At 50.5% G+C, this 19,370-nt stretch carries 16 protein-coding genes and 3 pseudogenes; 9 read left to right on the plus strand and 10 right to left on the minus strand.

All coding sequences use genetic code 11. From position 1 onward, the window contains the following. Positions 1–107: 107 nt before the first annotated feature. Entirely contained in the window at positions 108–707 is a 600-nt protein-coding gene (locus IB226_RS11710; protein ID WP_192235552.1) for a TetR/AcrR family transcriptional regulator, read from the plus strand. A 42-nt stretch (positions 708–749) separates the two neighbouring features. Here the strand turns inward: IB226_RS11710 and IB226_RS11715 are convergent, their stop codons facing one another. Next, positions 750–1,148, minus strand: coding sequence for a hypothetical protein (locus IB226_RS11715; RefSeq protein ID WP_192235553.1), 399 nt, complete (start codon positions 1,146–1,148; stop codon positions 750–752). Positions 1,149–1,222: 74 nt separating this feature from the next. Continuing rightward, positions 1,223–3,685 (minus strand): membrane-bound PQQ-dependent dehydrogenase, glucose/quinate/shikimate family, encoded by a 2,463-nt coding sequence (locus tag IB226_RS11720; RefSeq protein ID WP_370579590.1) that lies wholly within the window; start codon positions 3,683–3,685, stop codon positions 1,223–1,225. Positions 3,686–3,989: 304 nt separating this feature from the next. On the opposite strand from IB226_RS11720, the gene IB226_RS11725 reads away from it, so the two are divergent. Beyond that, positions 3,990–4,418, plus strand: a complete 429-nt coding sequence (locus IB226_RS11725; RefSeq protein WP_192235554.1) for a cupin domain-containing protein — start codon at positions 3,990–3,992, stop codon at positions 4,416–4,418. Positions 4,419–4,875: 457 nt separating this feature from the next. Here IB226_RS11725 and IB226_RS11730 read toward each other — a convergent pair. The 4 genes and pseudogenes from IB226_RS11730 to IB226_RS11745 form a co-directional block, all read right to left on the minus strand. Next, positions 4,876–5,898 (minus strand): annotated as a pseudogene (locus tag IB226_RS11730) (NADP-dependent oxidoreductase). Continuing rightward, positions 5,899–6,717 carry an oxidoreductase gene (locus tag IB226_RS11735; RefSeq protein ID WP_192235629.1) on the minus strand — a complete coding sequence of 273 codons (819 nt, stop codon included), beginning with the start codon at positions 6,715–6,717 and terminating at the stop codon, positions 5,899–5,901. It lies immediately after the preceding pseudogene. Between the two features lie 132 nt (positions 6,718–6,849). Then, positions 6,850–7,632 (minus strand): SDR family oxidoreductase, encoded by a 783-nt coding sequence (locus IB226_RS11740; protein WP_192235555.1) that lies wholly within the window; start codon positions 7,630–7,632, stop codon positions 6,850–6,852. Positions 7,633–7,706: 74 nt separating this feature from the next. Beyond that, positions 7,707–8,798: an alkene reductase gene (locus IB226_RS11745; RefSeq protein WP_192235556.1), complete on the minus strand. Its 1,092-nt coding sequence runs from the start codon at positions 8,796–8,798 to the stop codon at positions 7,707–7,709. 133 nt (positions 8,799–8,931) lie between these two features. Here IB226_RS11745 and IB226_RS11750 point away from each other — a divergent pair, with 133 nt between their 5' ends. Next, positions 8,932–9,480, plus strand: a complete 549-nt coding sequence (locus tag IB226_RS11750) for a TetR/AcrR family transcriptional regulator (protein ID WP_192235557.1) — start codon at positions 8,932–8,934, stop codon at positions 9,478–9,480. Between the two features lie 96 nt (positions 9,481–9,576). Here the strand turns inward: IB226_RS11750 and IB226_RS11755 are convergent. Continuing rightward, positions 9,577–9,897 (minus strand): annotated as a pseudogene (locus tag IB226_RS11755) (tyrosine-type recombinase/integrase); the annotation flags it as partial. Between the two features lie 609 nt (positions 9,898–10,506). On the opposite strand from IB226_RS11755, the gene IB226_RS11760 reads away from it, so the two are divergent. Both IB226_RS11760 and IB226_RS11765 read left to right on the plus strand, forming a co-directional pair. Then, positions 10,507–11,031 (plus strand): cysteine hydrolase family protein, encoded by a 525-nt coding sequence (locus IB226_RS11760; RefSeq protein ID WP_192235558.1) that lies wholly within the window; start codon positions 10,507–10,509, stop codon positions 11,029–11,031. Positions 11,032–11,309: 278 nt separating this feature from the next. Continuing rightward, complete coding sequence (locus tag IB226_RS11765; RefSeq protein ID WP_192235559.1) at positions 11,310–12,212, plus strand: pyridoxal-phosphate dependent enzyme; 903 nt, start codon at positions 11,310–11,312, stop codon at positions 12,210–12,212. A 282-nt stretch (positions 12,213–12,494) separates the two neighbouring features. On the opposite strand, the gene IB226_RS11770 is transcribed toward IB226_RS11765, so the two are convergent. From IB226_RS11770 to IB226_RS11780, 3 genes are all read right to left on the minus strand, one after another. Beyond that, entirely contained in the window at positions 12,495–13,616 is a 1,122-nt protein-coding gene (locus IB226_RS11770; protein WP_192235560.1) for an alkene reductase, read from the minus strand. Positions 13,617–13,717: 101 nt separating this feature from the next. Continuing rightward, positions 13,718–14,491 carry an enoyl-CoA hydratase/isomerase family protein gene (locus IB226_RS11775; RefSeq protein WP_110866701.1) on the minus strand — a complete coding sequence of 258 codons (774 nt, stop codon included), beginning with the start codon at positions 14,489–14,491 and terminating at the stop codon, positions 13,718–13,720. A gap of 123 nt (positions 14,492–14,614) precedes the next feature. After that, complete coding sequence (locus IB226_RS11780) at positions 14,615–15,496, minus strand: LysR family transcriptional regulator (RefSeq protein ID WP_192235561.1); 882 nt, start codon at positions 15,494–15,496, stop codon at positions 14,615–14,617. Between the two features lie 246 nt (positions 15,497–15,742). On the opposite strand from IB226_RS11780, the pseudogene IB226_RS23410 reads away from it, so the two are divergent. The 4 genes and pseudogenes from IB226_RS23410 to IB226_RS11800 all read left to right on the plus strand — a co-directional run. Further along, a pseudogene (locus IB226_RS23410) lies at positions 15,743–15,880 on the plus strand (hypothetical protein); the annotation flags it as partial. A 17-nt stretch (positions 15,881–15,897) separates the two neighbouring features. After that, positions 15,898–16,332: an SDR family oxidoreductase gene (locus tag IB226_RS11790; protein ID WP_225608268.1), complete on the plus strand. Its 435-nt coding sequence runs from the start codon at positions 15,898–15,900 to the stop codon at positions 16,330–16,332. A 548-nt stretch (positions 16,333–16,880) separates the two neighbouring features. Next, on the plus strand, positions 16,881–18,134 hold the full coding sequence (locus tag IB226_RS11795; protein ID WP_192235562.1) for a sensor domain-containing diguanylate cyclase: 1,254 nt from the start codon (positions 16,881–16,883) through the stop codon (positions 18,132–18,134). A gap of 549 nt (positions 18,135–18,683) precedes the next feature. After that, positions 18,684–19,370, plus strand: a 687-nt coding sequence (locus tag IB226_RS11800; protein ID WP_192235563.1) for an MCP four helix bundle domain-containing protein, incomplete at its 3' end; no start/stop codon positions are given.

Consider the following 19,370-nt stretch of genomic DNA (forward strand, 5'->3'; position numbering starts at 1 on the left):
TTGTGAGTAATCTTGGTGTCCACACATAATCCTTTATTTTACTTAGCTGTTAGAGAGTGATTACACTAGATGCGTTGCTGATCCAGTTTACTTATCGGAGCCCTGCTTTGTCACATCGCGTTACCCAGCCTCAGAACAGTCCGCAGCCTACCAGAGGCGAAGTAACCCGCCAGCGCCTGCTGGAGCATGCCTGCCGCGAATTCGCCAGACTGGGATTTCACAGCACTAAAGTGAGCAATATCGTCAAAGCCAGCGGGCTGAGCCAACCCACGTTTTACATCTATTTTGACAGCAAAGAAGCCGCATATGAGGAGCTCGTTCATGAGTTTCGCCGCAGACTCAGGATCATCACGAAAGATTTGCTGATCCAAAAGCCCATCGGCGGAGAAGCCTTGGTCAAAAGTCTCCAGTTCAGCTTTATCAGTTTCCTGAGTTTTCTCGCAGAAGATCCGGATCTGACAGAAATTGGTCTGTTCCAGCCGCCGGGCTGCACGGAAACTAAAGCCTCGCTCGCCATATGGATCGCGGACAACATTGCACAGGAGCAGGAGCTGGGGGTATTCAGCAAGGACGTCGATGCGCTGACGGTCGCGCGATGCTTCGTCGGGATGATCGATCAGGCTGCCAGGGTTCCCCGGGATGAAATGACTTTGGAAGAGCTGGCAATGGGCTGTGCGCGTGTGCTGTGTAAGGGCATAGGGCATTGAGTCGGGTTTTACACCCTTAATCGAAAAAGTGGCGGCAAAAAACTAAAACTCAGACATCTGTCCTTGTAATGACACTGATAGAGCCTGCACCTCCACGTCTTCATAAAATTTAACCATTTCTACCGCATCATCGAGGGTAAATCCCCGTTGCGTGCTGCCTGTGGTCTCGTTAAGCGTCTCACTCGCATAAAGTGTATAGCTTTTCCCGTCTCTTTTTACTGAATGGTTAACTTGCCTGACAACACTTAGGCTGCATCGGCATGGGTGGGTATGCCGGGGTAATTCCGTGTGGGTGGGAGGGTCATACGCATGACGGAAAGCTGTGGCCTGCCCGAAGGATAGTGCTAATAAGGCTGCCCGCTCCATGCTTTGTCGCTCTGAAGTACGAGTTCGTGCTGCAGGTAAACCTGCTGCGGTTTTTTTTGCGTGTTCATCCTTCATACACTCTCCTTAAATTTAATTATCGCTGAGTGTAGCAGCCGCAAAAACGGCACCCGCAGGTGCCGTGATGGCTATCAGATTGTGTCCGGTAACGCGTAGGCGATGACATAATCGCCTTTACCTGTTCTCATGAAATGATGTCCGGTTGCTTCGATCACCACATACTCTTTACCGTTCTGTTCATAAACCATTGGGTTTGCCTGGCCACCTGCCGGCAGCGGCGCTGACCAGACCGTTTTCCCGGTTCTAATATCAATGGCACGGATAAGGTCATCCGTCGCTGCTGCAATGAAGACCAGCCCGCCTTTAGTTACGGCAGAACCCCCATTGTTAGGCGTTCCGATGTTGATCGGCATACCGGTTGGAATGCCAAACGGACCGTTTTTCCTGGCCGTCCCCAGCGGGCGATCCCAGACGGTGTGCCCGGTACGCAAATCAATTGCACGAATGCCACCGTACGCGGGCTCGTTGCAGAGCATGCCGGTAAAGCCATTCTGCCAGCCCGGATTGATGTTCAGCGCAAACGGCGCGCCGCTCTGAGGTGTCAGCGGACTGGCATGGGTGTCAAGGTTATAGCCAATTTTATCCGAAGGATGGACGTGAAGCTTATCCGCAACGCTCCTTGCCACAAACTCGGTATAGTTAACGGTGTTGTTATAGTTGGCAATGACAAGACCATTCACAGGGTCAACTGAAACGCCACCCCAGTCACTTCCGCCGTTGTAGCCCGGATAGGAAATAAACGGTCTTCCGATTGAGCCCGGCGTATAGGCGCCTCTGTAGTCAGCCTGCTGGAATTTAATCCGGCAGTACAGCTGGTCCAATGGCGTCAGCCCCCAGGTGCTGGCAGGCGTCAGATCCGGTTTGCGCATGCTATTGAAAGTGGAATATGGCTGGGTCGGCGAACGCTTATCCGGGTCGGTTCCTCCCTGCGGCGCCGGCTTTTCAATCACGTCAAACAGCGGCTTACCGGTTTCACGATTAAGAACGTAAAGCTCAGCGTTTTTGGTCGGCAGAATGATGGCGGGAATTTTACTGCCATCGGCCTGAGGATAGTCAACGAGGGTAGGTGGTGAGCCCAGATCGAAATCCCAGATGTCATGATGGGTCGTCTGGAAGTTCCAGCGCGGGAGCCCGGTGTTGATATCAAGTGCTACCAGCGAATCGCCGTACTTTAGCTCAGCAGGGGTACGCGGCGCGCTCCAGTAGTCACCGGAAGGGTTAGCGACAGGAAGATACACCAGCCCCAGTTTTTCATCACCGGTAAACGAGGTCCAAACGTTAGGACTTCCGCGCTTGTAAGCGTCATTGCCGTGCTTAGGCGTGGCGTCCTCAGGATTAGCAGCATCCCATGCCCACTTTAGCTTGCCGGTTCGAACGTCGTAGGCTTTAGTAACGCCTGGCGGGCCAAAGACACGCTGGCCGTCAATGACCTGATGACCAACAACAATCGTATCCCTGATCACTACCGCTCCGGAGGTAATCGAAACGTAGCCGGTGTAGGTTTCACCCATATCCTCAAGGATGGATACCTCACCGTTCTTGCCGAAATCAGTGCAACGGGTTCCGTCCTGCGCATCCACCTCGAATACACGGGCATCGAGCGTGCCCAGAATGATCCTGCGATCACAGTGTTGATAAACAGCAGCGATAGCAGGAGCCGAAGCCGGCTGAGAAGGTTGTTGAGAGGGTTTCTGAGTACCGTCAAAATAGGCCAGAGAGCGGCATGCGGGGGTATATGGCAGCGCATCCCGGTTAATTTTAGGGTCAAAGCGCCATTTTTGTTTTCCCGTAGTAGGGTCTAAGGCGACTATATTGTTTTCAGCTGTACAAACATAAAGGAAATCACCCACTTTGATTGGCGTGTTCTCCGTTCCCCAGCGAGCGCCTGGTGGCAAATCTCCCGCATGAGTCTGCCAGGCAACCTTCAATTTACTGACGTTTGCAGGCGTAATCTGTGACGTTGAAGAATAACGTGCTGCAGACAAATTTCCACCATAGGCAGGCCAGTCATTTTTGACCTCCTGTGAAGTGGTTCCGGTACCGGTGTCAGCGGAAAAGTTTTTACCGTCAGGTGCCGGAAAACCATTGGCTTCGGTCGTGTTATGAGGAAGAAATGCCAGACCGCCCGCGCCAATAAAGGTGAGAACCAGTACTCCCGTCACAGCCCCGCTGTGCTTACGCTGCAGGCGTGGAAGCAGCGTTGACAGGTGGAAGGAGAACGCGATCGCCAGCAGCAGTATCAGTGCGAAACGAGGCACCCAGCGCCAGTAATCCGTACCGGATTCAGATATCGTCCAGAACAGCGTGCCGAAGAACAGCAGGCTGAACCAGAGAACCGCAATAGCTTTCCCCCTGAAAAGGGCCACCCCAGACAGAATGCTGAGGACGCCTGCAATGGCGTAATACCAGTTACCTCCCAGCGAAATAAGCCAGACACCGCCGGCAAGCATGTAGATTCCCAACAGCAACAGTATTGCTGCAAGCAGTTTACCGACCCATCCTGGACGGTTCTTGAGGTTTGAAGGTTGATTCACGATTATGACCTTGCCTGTATGAATAATTAAACTAAATAAAGCGCGCAAATTGTTATCACGATGTAAGTATTTTGTCACACCAGTTATTTATATTAAGCACTAATTATCCAATGGGCTTTTAATTCATGAGTGCATGAGAAAAAACTCAGTATATTAAGAATGAAAATGTATGCCTATAGTCTTAAGGGGCAGGTGCGCTTGAGTAGTGAGGTATTAATCAGATGGTTGGGTTCATAAAATATCTGCTTTATTTATCTCATAAAGTACGCATCTGAAATTTCGTTAACTTTAAAAGGGATTAAATATGGGAACTAAAAGCCAAAAGAAATCCGAGCGGTTCATTCCTGCTGAAATAGCTAAGAAACTCCCTGAGACCTCTGAAAGCATGTTGGCGGATGAATATCTGACAGACAGGCCTCAAGCCAGTTGCAGGGTCTTCCGAGCCTACAAAGGTGTTCCCCCGCATTTCCATCAACAGTGTGATGAGTATTTATATGTTGTATCTGGCAGAGGGACGTTCTGGATGGAAGATGAAAGCACCGAGGCCGAGTTTGCTCCGGGTCACCTGTTATTTTTTGAGCGTAACGTGGTTCATGCGCTGCCAACGCTCATTGAAGAGCCCGTCGTTTTCCTGTCCATCGACAGTCCCCGTCGGGAACCTGATGATATCATTTTTGTGAACCCTGAGGACGGCTCTGCGTCTGATTTTATGCTACGTAACGGGCAGGGATAGCGCGCAATTGCCCGATGTTCTGCCGTGAGTGTTCTGGCGACAGAGGTCGGGCAGGCCACATATCAAAGCCGTACCTGTCATGCGTGGCATGGTCTTCTGATGCAGAGTTCAGTTAGTGTGATTTCATTCAAAAGCAATAAGTCAGCTAAAGCCGGTTTAGAAATCAGTATTTGTTTCAACCGATTTGACATTCGTGTACAAGATACTAAGCCGATGATCTTTTCGCTCATTTTTAAAATCACCGTCAGCCAGAGATCTTATACCTTCAACTATTAATTTCTCATTCAGAGCCGTCGCATCCGCTAATGGCAGGAAACGGACGCGCGCGTCAGGTTCGCTATGAGCGAATAGCGGACATTCACGGCCATCAATTTAGCTGACAACATGCCCTTGATATATCGTCAAATTAGTGGAGTTTTTCTTTCATTATTCTTTAAACAGATTCAAATTTCATTTGTTATGACTCCTGCATCTTAACGACTACTTTGCCCTTCGCGTGCCCCTGAACCAAATAGGCAAGAGCTTCCTTTGTTTCTATAAAAGGGAATACCTTGTCGATCACCGGCTTGATTTGTTCTGCCTCAATGAGTTTGCCGATTTGGGCGAGCTGATCGCCATCAGGACGGACAAAAAGAAATGAATAAATGAGGCGTCGATTTTTTGTAAGACGTATGATCTTGCGGCTCATCAGCCCGAAAACTAAACGCAGCAGGACGTTGAGTCTCCGCGACCGGGCGAACGCAGCATCTAATGGACCGATGAGAGAAACAATCTTTCCGCCCGGCTTGAGAATTTGGGTGGCTTTTTCAATTGAATCGCCTCTGATAGTGCCGAGAACCACATCGTAGCCGCTCAGCTCGTTTTCAAATTCCTGCTTTTTATAATCAATCACTTCGTCTGCGCCAAGATGACTCACCCACCCGGCGTTGTCTGTGCTGGTTGTCGTGGCCACCTGTGCGCCAAGGTGCTTCGCCAGTTGGATGGCAAAACTGCCAATCCCCCCGGAACCTGCCGGGATGAAGACCTTCTGACCAGGCTGCAACCCGGCTCGCTCTGTCAGCGCCTGCCAGCATGTGAGGCTCACCATCGGGAGCGAAGCCGCCTGCACGAAATCCAGGTTTGTGGGTTTTATGGCTGCAGCGCTCTCTGGTACCACTGCAAACTCCGCAAGAGAACCTATTCCCGTGTCGAAAGTGCTGGCGAAAATTTCGTCACCAGGCTTGAACCGCATCACTCAACTCCCCACGGCGATGACAACCCCGGCTAAGTCGCTTCCCAAAGTGGCGGGGAGTTTAAAATGCAAAACCGGTTTGAATATTCCGGTTGGGATCATGTTATCAATCGGGTTCAGACCCACAGCGAAAACTTTTACCAGGATTTCATTATCATCGGGGGAAGGGCAATCGATGTTATCGAATCCCAGCTCAGGGGATTTACCATAGCGTTTAAACGTAAGTGCTTTCATCGTCTTATTCTTCATTTATTTTTTCGCATCAAGCTGAAGACTTTTGCGCACCACATTATCCAGGAATGACGCAGGGGCGAATCTGAGAATAAAATTCAATTGACCTGCCAGCCTTCCCGCCGTGTAGCGCACCTTCGGGCGTAAAGTCTGAGCAGCTTTAACCACCACGTCAGCCACCACCTCCGGACTTTCCGCCTCAGCCATTGCCTTGCTCACCACTTTCGTCAGCTTAGCCCGGATCTGGTCATACTCCTGAAGCTTTGCATCCGCCTCGATATTATTGGCTTCAAACTGTGTTTTCATGTAGGCAGGTTCGATGACAGACACTCTGATGCCCTGTGTGCGCAGTTCATGATCCAGTGCTCCGGTATACCCTTCGACCGCATGCTTACTGGCAGCATAAAGTGCCACATACGGCAACGGAACGATGCCGAGTATCGAACCGATATTGATGATGCGCCCGCTGCCCTGACGGCGCATATGAGGGATCACTGCGCGGCTCAACCTGACGATGCCCAGAAAGTTGGTGTCGAAAATGTGTTTGGCCTGTTCGACAGAACTCTCTTCCGCCGCCGCTGGAGCAACCCCAAAGCCCGCATTATTAATCAGAACATCGATTCGCCCCTCCAGACGCAGCAACTCCTCAATGGCGGCCTCGACAGAAGCGTCGTCCGTCACATCCAGCGCCAGTAAAGGAAATGGATGCTTTCCCGCCTGAGCGCCACGACGGCTCGTACCATATACCGTAAATCCTGCGGCTAAAAGTTTATGACCAGACGCTTCGCCGATACCCGAAGACGCGCCGGTAACCAGTGCAACACGTTTTTTTGCCATGCTGAATAAGGCCTTCATGAGATGTTTCAGGTTTCTCATCGCTGATGAGACGACAGGCTGTAATTGATTTATGTCGGATTTACCGCTGTGCAGAACAGCCGGAAGACCGTTCTGCACAGGACACCTCATTGATTACAGTGATTTATATCGTTCTGCGGATTCATCTTGTTTGATGTCTGAAAGCAGAGCCTGACGCGAAGCATCCAGGGTGTCCCAGCGGGCAGCATTATGTAAAGGCGGAATGGTAACCCGTTCACGGCGGTCAAAACCTACCAGTGCGGCATCCACTAATTCGCCCACTTCCATGAATTTTGCCGAGTTAGTGATGTCGATACCCGCACGGTCCCAGATTTCCGTGTAAGTGCCGGCAGGGAGCACCGCCTGGATATAAATGCCTTTAGATGACAGCTCGACATGCATTCCCTGAGACAGGAAAAGCACGAAGGCTTTGGTGGCGCCGTAAACCGTCATGGCAAATTCTGGGGCGAGTCCGACGATGGAACTGATGTTGACGATCGATCCCTCGCCCGCTTGCACAAAGCGTGGTGCCACGGCACTGGCAAGTCTCGTCAGCGCAGTAACATTAAGCGCGATAAGGCTTTCTATTGAATCAGGTGTCTGCTCTGTAAAACTGCCGGACTGTGCAATACCCGCGTTATTGATAAGAATGCCAATCTGCGCGTCTTCACGCAGGCGAGCTTCGACCACAGCTAAATCGCTCGTTTGCGTAAGGTCAGCAGGCAAAACATCGACAGAAATGCCATTTTCCTGTCGCAGACGATCGGCCAGTATTTCTAACTTCGTTTTGTCGCGCGCAACCAAAACCAGGTCGTGGCCCCGGCGGGCGAACCGTTCAGCGTAAACCGCACCAATACCCGTGGATGCGCCTGTAATGAGAACTGAAGCTTTAGTCATAATTTGATCTTCTTTATTAAAGTGTAAACAGAATTCGCCATGTGCGATGTATGAAGAACCGTCACACCGGTGCTTTACTTACTGGTCTCAGTCAGCGACGGGTAATCGGTATATCCCGCTGCGCCACCGCCATAAAGTGTTTCAGGATTGATTGAGGCCAGAGGTGCGCCCGTCTTCAGCCTTTCGACCAAATCGGGGTTGGAGATGAATGGGCGACCAAACGCGAACAGATCGGCTTTACCCTGCGCAAGCTGAGCGGACGCCAGTTCCAGGTCATAGCCATTGTTGCCAATGTAGGTGTTTTTAAAACGCTGGCGCAGGGAGTCGTAATTGAACGGGGATACATCACGCGGGCCGCCCGTCGCACCTTCAACTACATGGAGGTACACGATGCCTAATGCGCTGAGTTGGTCAGCGACGTAATCATATTGCTGCTGCGGATCACTGCACGAAATCGCATTAGCAGGAGAAACCGGTGAAATACGTACGCCGGTGCGGTCAGCACCAATCTCATCTTTTACAGCCGCCGTGACTTCCAGCAGCAGGCGCGCACGATTCTCAACAGAGCCGCCGTATTCATCAGTTCGCTGATTTGCGCCATCTTTGAGGAACTGTTCCAGTAGATAACCATTCGCGCCGTGAATCTCTACACCGTCAAATCCGGCGGCAATGGCATTGGCCGATGCCGTCCTGAAATCGTCAATAATCCCCGGTATTTCCTGCAACTCCAGCGCACGTGGCTCAGAAACATCAGCAAAGCCATTGTTCACAAAGGTTTTTGTCTCGGCGCGAATGGCAGACGGCGCGACCGGTGCAGCACCATCCGGCTGTAAATCGACATGAGAAATTCGTCCTACGTGCCATAACTGTACAAATATGCGCCCACCTTTGGCATGCACCGCGTCAGTCACTTTACGCCAGCCATCGATCTGAGCCTGCGTGTAGATCCCCGGCGTATCCTGATAGCCCTGCGCCTGTGCGGAGATCTGCGTGGCTTCAGTGATCAGCAATCCTGCTGTGGCACGCTGGGCGTAGTAGGTCGCCGCCAGTTCGCCCGGTATCAGGCCCGCTCCGGCCCGGTTACGTGTCAGCGGTGCCATCACGATATGGTTGGCCAGTGTTAGTGAGCCAAGTTCATAGGGTTGAAATAATGTCTGATTCGTCATGCTTATTCGCCCGTTAATGGTGGGTTAAGGTGTCAATATAATGATGATGATCATAATCTATAATGTCAACTCGTTTGATTACGGTCATCATCAATGTATACTTAAACTCAATTTTTAAGAGGGGCAGGAAAGCATGAAAGTGTCGAAAGAGCAGGTTCGGGAAAACCGGACACGCATTGTTGAAACGGCCTCAGAACTCTTTCGCGAACGCGGTTACGATGGCGTGGGCGTGGCGGAACTGATGTCAGCGGCAGGCTTAACCCATGGCGGGTTTTACAAGCACTTTGGTTCAAAGGCAGACCTGATGGCGGAAGCGATGAGCTGCGGATTTACGCGTTCTGCAGAAAGCACGGCAGGTGTGGACCGGGAAAAATTTATTGAATACTATCTCTCCCGACAACATCGCGATGATATGGGAAAAGGGTGCGTGATGTCAGCACTGGGCACCGATACATCCCGTCAGTCTGAATCAATCAAGGCGACATTTGCCGCCGGACTTGAACGCCAACTCGCCGTTTTAGGAACTGAAAATGGCACGCGCGCTGACCTGATAGATACCATCGCCCATCTTGTGGGTGCACTGGTGTTGTCTCGTGCCTGCCCAGATAATTCCGCTCTGGCTGATGAAATTCTGGATGTCTGCCGTGCGCGTCTTGTTAATCATGAAGCCAGTGAGGATTGAATGTGTTGGGCTTAGGGGACTTTTTTTCAGCAGTGCATATAAATAAATCATCAACGTCCGCTTCTGGCACAGGGCTGCTGTTGCAACTCTCGCTAGTTAGACTTCAATCGATTCAGATATCTCCAGGGCATCATCCACTTTAATGCCCAGGTAACGAACTGTGCTTTCGAGTTTTTTATGGCCCAACAGAAGCTTGATTACCCTCAGATTTTTTGTTTTTTTGTAGAAAAGATAAGGTTTAGTTCTGCGCATAGAATGCGTGCTGTAAAGCGAATCGTCGAGATCGAGCTTTTCAATCCATCCGTGAAAAATACGGTTATATTGCCGGGTTGAGATGTGGCGTTATGAGCCAACGCGAGACTGGAATAGATAGTCGCCATTTCGCAGGTGAGCCATTTTGATCCAGGCCGCTACTGCCCCCTGCGCAGTATGAAGAATACAGAGTAGCCACTTTAAGTAAGGCTGAATGTGTCAAACTTTTCGATGAAACTAACCACAAAAAGTTCATCCTTAGCCACGAACGCAGTTTCATGAAGCCGTTGCTATCTGATAAACAGCATTAACCTGTTATAAGATGCAATGAGATAAATAGACGAGCTAAGCCAGGTGAAACTGCATAACTCAGATAATATCTGCTTCTGCCAAAAAGTGTAATGACGTCAGGCCAATGTCCCATATTAGCGAGAAGCGGAAGCCAAATTGCTTTCCTTTGCGGGGCAGGGGGTGCCAACAAAGCTCGGCAATATTGAGGAAACATATTTGTTGAATCCGGTAAATCTCAGTGCTAAAAGAAAAGAGCAGTTTTTTTGGATTCGTTGTGTTTCCTGTTCCTGATACCCAACCCATAAGAGAAAGTCAGAAAATGATTAAGTCAGTTCATCCAGTTACAACCGTTACCACCACCGGAACTTTCGGCGGCGTGGGCGTATCTGTGACTGGCTCCTGACAAAACAGACTCTGACTCCCCGCCAAACCGGACGGGGAAGAAAATTTCTCCGTTCATGACTTACTGAATGGAGATACATCATGATTTCATCTGAAAATGCGCTTTTAGTTATCGATATGCAGCAGGGACTTTTCCGTGGCCCCGCCTCACCGTATTTTGCCGACTCGGTTCTGTCTAACATCTGCTTGCTGATTGAAAAAGCGAGGCAGGCTAAGGTGCCCGTATTTTTTGCCCGCCACACCGGACCTGATGATTCTCACTTCTCTGAGCAAAGTCCGTTGACACAACTGATACCCGAAATGAATGTGAACGCTGAGCACGATGTCGTGTTTATCAAAAAGTACCCCAACTGTTTCCGGGATACGAACCTGCAGCATCAGCTCAGCCAGCGAGGTGTTAAGGAACTGGTTATCGCCGGGATGAAAACAGAATTCTGTGTGGACACTACCTGCCGCGCAGCACCGGAACAGGGATTCAGTACCGTGCTGATTTCAGATGCGCACACGACAATGGATAACAATTACCTTTCCGCAAATGAAATCATCAGCCACCACAACGTCACACTAGCTGGCCCGTTTGTGTCGCTCGCGACAGCACCTGACTAGGCCTTTCACTCTGAGAAATGAGTTGAGACTGAGAGCCGCCCTCAGGGCGGCTAAGGTGCTTAAAGTCCGCTTCAGGCACGAAGCAGAAGTGCGTCTTAGACAAGGTCCGCTATGAGCGAGAAGCGGACGAACCATTACTTTGTTAGGACGTAACTGTAACCAGTACTTTCGTTAGACGTTGTATCCATCCCTTCACGCTCTTACCCCTTATGATAAATCTGTCTCTCAGACTGAAACGCTCCCTTTTATCAGGAAAAGAAATCATAAGGAACACACTCATGGGAATAAGTATCCGGACTCCTCTTATACATTCACTGCCTTTAAGTCAGCATTGCGAATGCCATGTCTGGCTTAAAATGGAATCTTCCCAGCCGACGGGATCGTTCAAGCTCAGGAGCGCGGAGAATATTTGTCGCCACTACGCGGAAAGGGGCGCAACAGCCTTCATCAGTTCATCTGGCGGCAATGCAGGCATAGCGGTGGCACATTGCGGCCGCAAACTGGAGTTGCCGGTCACTGTCGTGGTGCCAGAAAGCACGTCTGCCAGGGCAAAAGAGCTTATCGAGCAGGAAGGCGCGAGGCTTATTGTGCACGGGAAGGTATGGAGTGAGGCGAACGACTACGCCCTGTCACTGGCGACAGATAACATCATCTGTGTGCATCCCTTTGATCATCCACTTTTATGGGAGGGCATCAGCACAATCGTGGATGAGGTCATCAGCGAAGGGGTAAAGCCTGATGCGGTGATCCTTTCCACTGGTGGCGGAAGCATGCTGTCCGGCATCGCTCAGGGGCTGGAGAAACATCAGCTTGGCCATATTCCGCTTTACGCCGTGGAAACCCACGGCACGGCCTCTCTTCACGCCTCGCTTAATGCCGGTAAGCTGGTGCGTCTTGATAAGGTCAGCGGCATAGCCACGACGCTGGCCGCAAGTCAGGTGTGCGAAAATGTTTTCAATGTGGCCAGACGGCTGGATGTCAGAAGTATGCTGGTTTCCGACCAGGAAGCGTTGCAAGCCTGCCGGCGCTTTCTCGATGACCATCGAGTACTTACTGAGCCAGCATGCGGCGTGTCACTCTCACTCTTGTACGACCGTAAAATCAGGTTTAACGCTGCTGATAACGTACTGGTCATTGTTTGCGGCGGAGCATCGGTCACGCTGGAAGGGATAGCGGGCTGAGAGAAAAGCAAATTGATTCTGCCGGGGTTTATGCACAAATAGGTTTTGCGAATTGTCGGTTAGTTAATCTTTAAAATAAATTAAGTCCGCTTTGGCACAACGCAAACAGGCGCGCGAGTCAAAGCCCGCTTTGAGCGAAAAGCGGACGTCTCAGCTTTAAAAAGTTGATGTCGATTTTAAATTACAAATGATCCGGTATTAGTTTGGCGTACCGGATCATCAATAATGACTAAATTTTCTATGGTTCTAAAGCACATGTGGTCGATGCAATCAAACCACCCTTTACAGCGGTAAAGGGGAATAAGCAGGAAAATCGGTATAACCTCGCGCGTCCCCGCCAAAGAAGGTGTCGCGGTTAAATGCGGTCAATGGGAATGCATGGCGAATACGCTCTGGCAAGTCGGGGTTTGAAGTGAAAAGGCGACCAAAGGCGATTAGATCAGCGTCACCCTGTTGCAGCATACTTTCTGCATTATCCGGCTTGAAACCGCCTGCCGCAATAATGGTTCCCTGATAAAAAGCACGCAAATCTCGGCTTGCGACCGGTTCGGAATAATGTCCTGACTCCCTGTCATCTGGACCGACGATACGGGGTTCAATAATGTGCAAATAGGCCAGCTCTAACGGGTTCAATTGCTCGACCAGATAGCGGAAAGTCGCCGTGGGATTACTGTCATGCATATCGCCATAGATACCGCTCGGTGAAATACGTAAGGCAACGCGTCCCGGCCCCCACACGGCATTGAGTGTTTCCACTGACTCCAGCAAAAAACGCGCACGGTTTTCAAGGCTGCCACCGTAGTTATCAGTGCGCTGATTGCTGCCATCCAGCAGAAACTGTTCAGGTAAATAGCCATTGGCTGCATGCAACTCGACACCATCAAATCCAGCGGCTTTGGCTCGAAGGGCGGCCTGTCGCAGCTCATCCATAAGACCTTTTATCTCACTCGTTTCTAAAGCACGGGGCTCAGGAAAAAGTTTGCCCTCATACGCGCCTTGGGGATTTTTAACCACGCCATAGGTATCTCTGGCGATCAGCGCAGAAGGGGCGATGGGCTGGCGGCCTGCTGACAATTCAGGCAGCGACTGGCGGCCCGGATGCCAAAGCTGAAGTACGATTTGACTGCCACGAGCATGTACCGCCTCGACTAATCGTTGCCAGCCCGACTGTTGTTCATCAGTAAAAATACCCGGAGCATCTTCATAAGCGTTAGCAAAGGGAGACACAGCGGTTGCTTCAGCGATAAGTAGTCCTCCCTGACTTGCACGCTGGCGATAGTATTCAATCATTAATTCGCCCGGGATACCGCCCTTTACGGTTCGCATGCGCGTGGTGGGCGCCATCACCACGCGGTGACTCAGCTGTAATTTTCCAGCAGAAACAGGTAACAGTAACGTCTTCATAATATTCCCCTCGCAATGAGGAAGAGCTCCTGTTCACAGGGAGTTCCTCGTTATGGTCATTATCAAGTTCAGTGGTTTACTTTATCGGTGGTGGCTAGCCATCAGGCCTGTTGCTGAGCCATGGTGTGTACAACCTGGGCCGCGCTTATTCCCTCAAGGGCCAGACCATAACCAATGCCTTCTTCTAACAGTCGTTTCAGGCGTTGAGTCAGTGCAATACGGGTATAACGCGAGGTCAGCGGCGGAAGGGCGGCAATACCGTCAGCAATTTCATGTGCACGAGCAAGGAGGTTGTCTGCGGGAACAATTTCGTTCACGACCCCCCACTCTTTCGCCGTCTGTGCATCAAGCACCTGACGGGTAAGCAGGAAGTAACGACCGCGGATTGAGCCAATGACTTCTGGCCACAAAATGTGAACGCCATCGCCGGGAACAATACCGAATTCGAAATGGGGTTTATCCTGGAAAACCGTCTCTGGAGTTGCCAGTACGATATCGGTCAGCAAGGCATATTCGCTATGAAGCAGCACCGGGCCATTTAACGCGGTGATCATCGGGACTTCGATATCCAGAATGTTGCTGAGCACCTTTTTGCCTTCACGCAGGATTTTATCGAAACCGAGCGGACTGAAGAAATCGAACCCTTCCGGGCTGATGGCGTCCATAAAGGCATCACCTGAGCCGGTGAGGATCACCGCGCGGTTTTCACGGTCTTCGCCGATGGCGTGAAAAAGGGAAACAAACTGTTCGTGGGTGTGGCCATCAAAAACCAGTTTTTCACCGGCTGTGTGGAACTGGACTTCCAGTACGCCATTGGGTTTGCGCGTCAGGCGGGCATTGGCAAAGGCATTACGATAAGAGTCAAACGTTGTCATGGAGGCGATCCTTGTTGTTTCCAGCCCGGAGTGGCTGGCCGTGAAACAACACTATTCCATTCCCATTAAAATGGGATCGCCTCATGATTAGATAACAGCTATTCCCATAAGGAATAGCTATAGCTATTTTTCCGCCATGATGGTTTCTACAAAGCCGGCGAACTGTCGTGCTTTGGCGCTTGCCAGACGGCCATTAGGGAACACGGCCCACAAATCGATGGATGGCAGCTGCCATGCCGTTAGCACTTTTCTGACCGCGCCGCTTTTAAGTTCCCCTGCAAACATCCAGTCAGAAGCAATGCACAATCCCATATGACTGAGCACGGCAGCGCGCTGACCTTCGGCGGCACTGACTCGAATGCGCCCTCTCAAAGAAATGGGAATAACCGCGTCCTCACGGGTAAATGACCACAGGCTTGGCTGAGGGTTATAAAGAACGGCATCATGTTCTGCCAGTTCGGCTGGCGTGCTGGGCTCCCCTTTGCTGGCAAGATAGTCTGGCGTGGCGATAACGGATCGTGGACTTGTCGCCAGTTTACGGGCTACGGCAGTAGAGTCGGGCAGGTTTCCCATCCTTAACGACACGTCAACACCTTCGGCAATCAGGTCAATCACCCGGTCATCAAGAATGACGTCCACATCCAATTCGGGGTGTTCCCCAAGAAAACGTGGAAGCTGAGGAATGACATGCAGCCTCGCGAACGTGGTGGCTGCTGAAATGCGTAATTTTCCGGACAGCCCTTTTCCCGCGCCTCTGGCGGCCAGTTCAGCCTCGTCTGCTTCCTGCAAGGCGAGACGCGCCCGCTCGTAAAATCGCTGGCCTGCCTCGGTTGGTGTCAGGCCATGGGTTGAACGGGTCAACAAACTGGTGTGTAAGCGGGCTTCTAGCTGAGCCACAATTTTCGATACGGCAGGTTGACCGATGTTGAGCTGTCTGGCCGCAGCTGAAAAGGACCCTGTATCAACTACGCGAATAAACGTGGCCATAGCCTGAAAGCGATCCATCTCATTCCCCTGAAGAATAGTTGTTATCCCGGCAGGATATCTACCATTCCCGTGACGTGCCAGCCAATATCTTGCACAGCACCTCGGGAATGGCCCGGCGGTAATTTAAACCAGGAAAGGATCATGATAGATATCTATGCATTTGCTACGCCTAACAGCATCAAAGTGCCGATTGCGCTGGAAGAACTCGGTCTTGATTATATTTTACACGCTGTGAATGTGCGTAAATGAGAGCAGAAATCGGCTGAATTCATCACCCTTAATCCTAACGGCAAAGTCCCAGTGCTTGTCGATACGGATGCCGGTTCCGGGAAGCGTGTGCTGACCGAATCCGCCGCTAATCTGGTTTATCTTGCCGAAAGCGCCTTGGTGAAATCGATTTAACCCAGTTTGACGATGTGATGCGCGTCAATCTCTTCCCGGCGATACAGGGAACTCAGGCTATTCTGGCTGGAATGAAGGATCGGGGCTGGGGAAGGATCGTCAATATTTCCAGTCTTACCGTGCTGGGCAGCGTTGAGCGGACCGCGTATGCCGCAGCTAAAGCGGCCTTGATTAGCTTCACCCGTAACTGGGCTCTGGAACTCGCTCAGACCGGAATTACCGTGAACGCCGTGGCGCCCGGTCCTACTGAAACCGAACTTTTCAGGGCAAACAATCCGTCAGGAAGTGAGGGTGAGGCGCGCTATCTTGCGGGTGTACCTATGAAACGGTTTGGGCAACCGGTTGAGATCGCTGCAACAATTGCCTTTCTGATGTCGGAGGATGCGGCCTTTATAACAGGACAAACCTTATATGTTGATGGCGGTGCATCGATAGGCAACCTAATTTTTTGATAGGTAAAAATCGAGGCCAGAATCAAATTTTGCCCCTTCAAGTGACTTAATACCGGCATGCTGTTATGTCCGCTGTTGGCGAGAAGCCGACATGCATACTGCACGATCCACTTTAACCACGAAGCAGGTCATGTGTTTACAGCTCTGAGAGCGATGAGAAGAAAGCAAAGTGTGATGACTCAATACTCACCTATATTTGCCCGACTGAAGACGGAGCGGTGAATATTGCCTATGCATTTTTAGTCGCGCCCACGCGTATGGCATGAGCATCAGATGTCGCTGGATAATACCTGCTCGATAAAAAGCACGAAGCGAAACGCCGTGTCGAGGTCGGCGATGTTTAATGCGGGTCACTAAAGATCCTGAACTCATCAGCCGATAAATAGAGATCAGCTTTTGCGGCCCTAAGATGCCTGATAACAGGCTCTGGCAGCTCTGCGATGGAAAACTTGACGTTATCATTATCAGGCACTTTTTTAGCACCTGATGGGTTTTAGCAGCAGAAATAAATGTGTTCAGCATCATCGGCAAACAACGGAATCACCAGCATGAATATCGCGATCAAACCCACACTTTCTGCCGTTTGGTCGACGGATGCACGGGGCATTTGCATTGCCAGCCAGGAAAGCCCTGAAGGCTTATTGCCACTACTTAAAGGCATAACGCTTTGTGAGTGGCTTAGCCTTGCGCTGGTAGAGGAAGATGCAAAAATCGCGATGCAGCTGACAGCGGCATTAGAGTTTAAGACGCCATTTAATATAGAGGTGCCGATCAAGTGTCTGGATGGAACGATGCGCCATGTGATTGTTTCAGGTCTGCCGGCATGCCAACCAGGTGATTCTCATACACAGTTTAGCGGCTTCGTTTTAGATGTTACCGGACAGCGCAAAGCCCTTCAGGACGCGCTGCGCACGGCGACAGAATATCGTTTGTTGATTGAAAACAGTACTGATCTGATCGCCCACTGTGATGCGGATGGTCGGTACGTTTCGATCTCTCCTTCGTATAGCGAAATGATAGGCTGGTCAGCCGATGAAATGGTGGGCCAGCTGGTGGTGGACTTCCTGCATATCGACGATCAGCAGCCTGCTGCGGCAGTTCTGGCAAATATCTTCAACGGTGCTGAGTTACCAGACGTCGTCGAGGTGCGTAAAAGGCATCGTAACGGTCACTACATTACACTTGGCACTAAGGCCTGCGGCGTAAGCGATCCCTCTACAGGTAAAAATATCGGAGCAGTGCTGGTTTCGCGTGACATCACCCGTGATAAAGAAAAGATGTTGATGCTTGAGCTGCTCGCGACCCGCGACACCTTAACCGGACTGCCAAACCGAGCCTGGATCAACGACAAAGTACAATCCATGCTTACGCACGTAGAAGATCCTGCGTATACGACTGTCCTGTTTATCGATCTGAATGGATTCAAAGCAGTTAACGATTCGATGGGGCACGCAATAGGGGATATGTTGCTGCAGCAGGTAAGCGAACGGCTACAAAGTTGCATGCGCCAGGGCGACTCGTTAGCACGCCAGGGAGGAGACGAGTTTGTCGTGGCAGCAACGTGCAGTAGTCATGATGCTGCAGCCGGTATTGCACTGCGCCTCATAGACGGCCTGAAAGATCCTTTTGCTATCAATGGCGTAGAAGTAAAGATCGGCGCATCGATTGGCATCAGCCTGGCACGATTTGGGACAAAAACGGTAAAAACCTTATTTGAAAATGCCGATACAGCGATGTATCAGGCTAAAGCACGACGTGATGGGTCATATCAATTTTTCCAACCTGATACGCTGCCAATGTGAGATTAAGCCAGCCCGTTTCACATGCTCTCTTTGGCGCTCAACTTCTTTTCCATTTAGCATGATCTTCAAATATGTGATGAAGTTGGCCAGAGGAGGGCATGCCGGTCGCCGTTACCACGGTGAGGACAAAATAGGACAGACTTTCAGTATGATTATGGCGTTTGCTGGTATTTCAGGAAGCTGTCGTTTCCTTTTCAATCCAATCTGAGTAATGGTAAGAGCGTAACATAAGTTAAATTTTCTCGAAGTAAGCGTGTTTTTAAAACACGCTTCGTTTTTAAAATAATGTAACTAAAAAAATATAAAATATTTTCCCTAAAATAAAGGTTAATTTAAATTGAGTTATTTACGGAGTTAAATTAATCCAAAGCATTTAAAAATGCCAAATTTAACTTAAGTAATCCGTGATAACTCAAGCAGTTCTTATATTTTCCGTGCGTGATGAATTTGAGTGAAGCCCTTATTAATTTGTCGCGCAGGCAGGGTTAATTTCACTGTCTATAATTCCTCTTCTTCGGCAAAGCATCTTGAACTTTAAGAGAATTATAAATGAAAATATCTACACGTCTGGCTGCGGGTTTCAGTCTGCTCATTATTCTTTTCGTATTGTGCACGGGGATTGCTCTGAACGCATTATGGCAGGCGCGGGATGGGATGGAAGATACGGTCAATAACAAGATGAAGCGCTTTACGCTGGTTCAGGATATGCGGGGAATTGCTCGAGATATGGCCATTGCCGTTCGCAACCTGGCTTTACTGAGCGATCCCGTAGAAATGCAGCCTGAATGGCAAAGATTAATCTCGCAGCAGAAAAATTATATTGAGAAGCGCCGTGAGCTGGTGGATAGCATGAGGATCAATGTTTCCTCTCACGGGAAGGAGGCTCTTGAAAAAGTCGTTGCCTCTGAGAGCGCCGCGATGGAGACGTTAATGATCGCAGGTCAAATGGGACTCGATAACCGTCAGCAAGAAGCAACGGTTTACCTCATGAAAACTGCGCGACCGGCGCAACAGGCATTAATGGGATCGCTGGATGCGCTAACGAACATCGAAATGACACTCAGCAAGGATACGATGGCTGAGAATAGTGCATCCACGACACGTACAGCGTTTATTTTATTAATAATGGCGGCGCTCTCAGTGATTATTTCTGTGGTGACCGGTTATTTAATCGTACGTGTACTGATGCGTCAGCTAGGCGGCGAGCCCGCCGAGGCACAGGCACTTGCGGCAGCC

This window comes from Pantoea sp. PNT03 (genome assembly GCF_014852515.1).
Taxonomy (GTDB): domain Bacteria; phylum Pseudomonadota; class Gammaproteobacteria; order Enterobacterales; family Enterobacteriaceae; genus Pantoea; species Pantoea leporis.

What these genes read in the sequence shown, in the direction of transcription:
- IB226_RS11780 (WP_192235561.1), bottom strand. Translation starts at nt 15,496, where the DNA reads ATGGATCGCTTTCAGGCTATGGCCACGTTTATTCGCGTAGTTGATACA.
- IB226_RS11765 (WP_192235559.1), top strand. Translation starts at nt 11,310, where the DNA reads ATGGGAATAAGTATCCGGACTCCTCTTATACATTCACTGCCTTTAAGT.
- IB226_RS11715 (WP_192235553.1), bottom strand. Translation starts at nt 1,148, where the DNA reads ATGAAGGATGAACACGCAAAAAAAACCGCAGCAGGTTTACCTGCAGCA.
- IB226_RS11760 (WP_192235558.1), top strand. Translation starts at nt 10,507, where the DNA reads ATGATTTCATCTGAAAATGCGCTTTTAGTTATCGATATGCAGCAGGGA.
- IB226_RS11770 (WP_192235560.1), bottom strand. Translation starts at nt 13,616, where the DNA reads ATGAAGACGTTACTGTTACCTGTTTCTGCTGGAAAATTACAGCTGAGT.
- IB226_RS11750 (WP_192235557.1), top strand. Translation starts at nt 8,932, where the DNA reads ATGAAAGTGTCGAAAGAGCAGGTTCGGGAAAACCGGACACGCATTGTT.
- IB226_RS11790 (WP_225608268.1), top strand. Translation starts at nt 15,898, where the DNA reads ATGCGCGTCAATCTCTTCCCGGCGATACAGGGAACTCAGGCTATTCTG.
- IB226_RS11725 (WP_192235554.1), top strand. Translation starts at nt 3,990, where the DNA reads ATGGGAACTAAAAGCCAAAAGAAATCCGAGCGGTTCATTCCTGCTGAA.
- IB226_RS11735 (WP_192235629.1), bottom strand. Translation starts at nt 6,717, where the DNA reads ATGGCAAAAAAACGTGTTGCACTGGTTACCGGCGCGTCTTCGGGTATC.
- IB226_RS11745 (WP_192235556.1), bottom strand. Translation starts at nt 8,798, where the DNA reads ATGACGAATCAGACATTATTTCAACCCTATGAACTTGGCTCACTAACA.
- IB226_RS11740 (WP_192235555.1), bottom strand. Translation starts at nt 7,632, where the DNA reads ATGACTAAAGCTTCAGTTCTCATTACAGGCGCATCCACGGGTATTGGT.
- IB226_RS11795 (WP_192235562.1), top strand. Translation starts at nt 16,881, where the DNA reads ATGAATATCGCGATCAAACCCACACTTTCTGCCGTTTGGTCGACGGAT.
- IB226_RS11775 (WP_110866701.1), bottom strand. Translation starts at nt 14,491, where the DNA reads ATGACAACGTTTGACTCTTATCGTAATGCCTTTGCCAATGCCCGCCTG.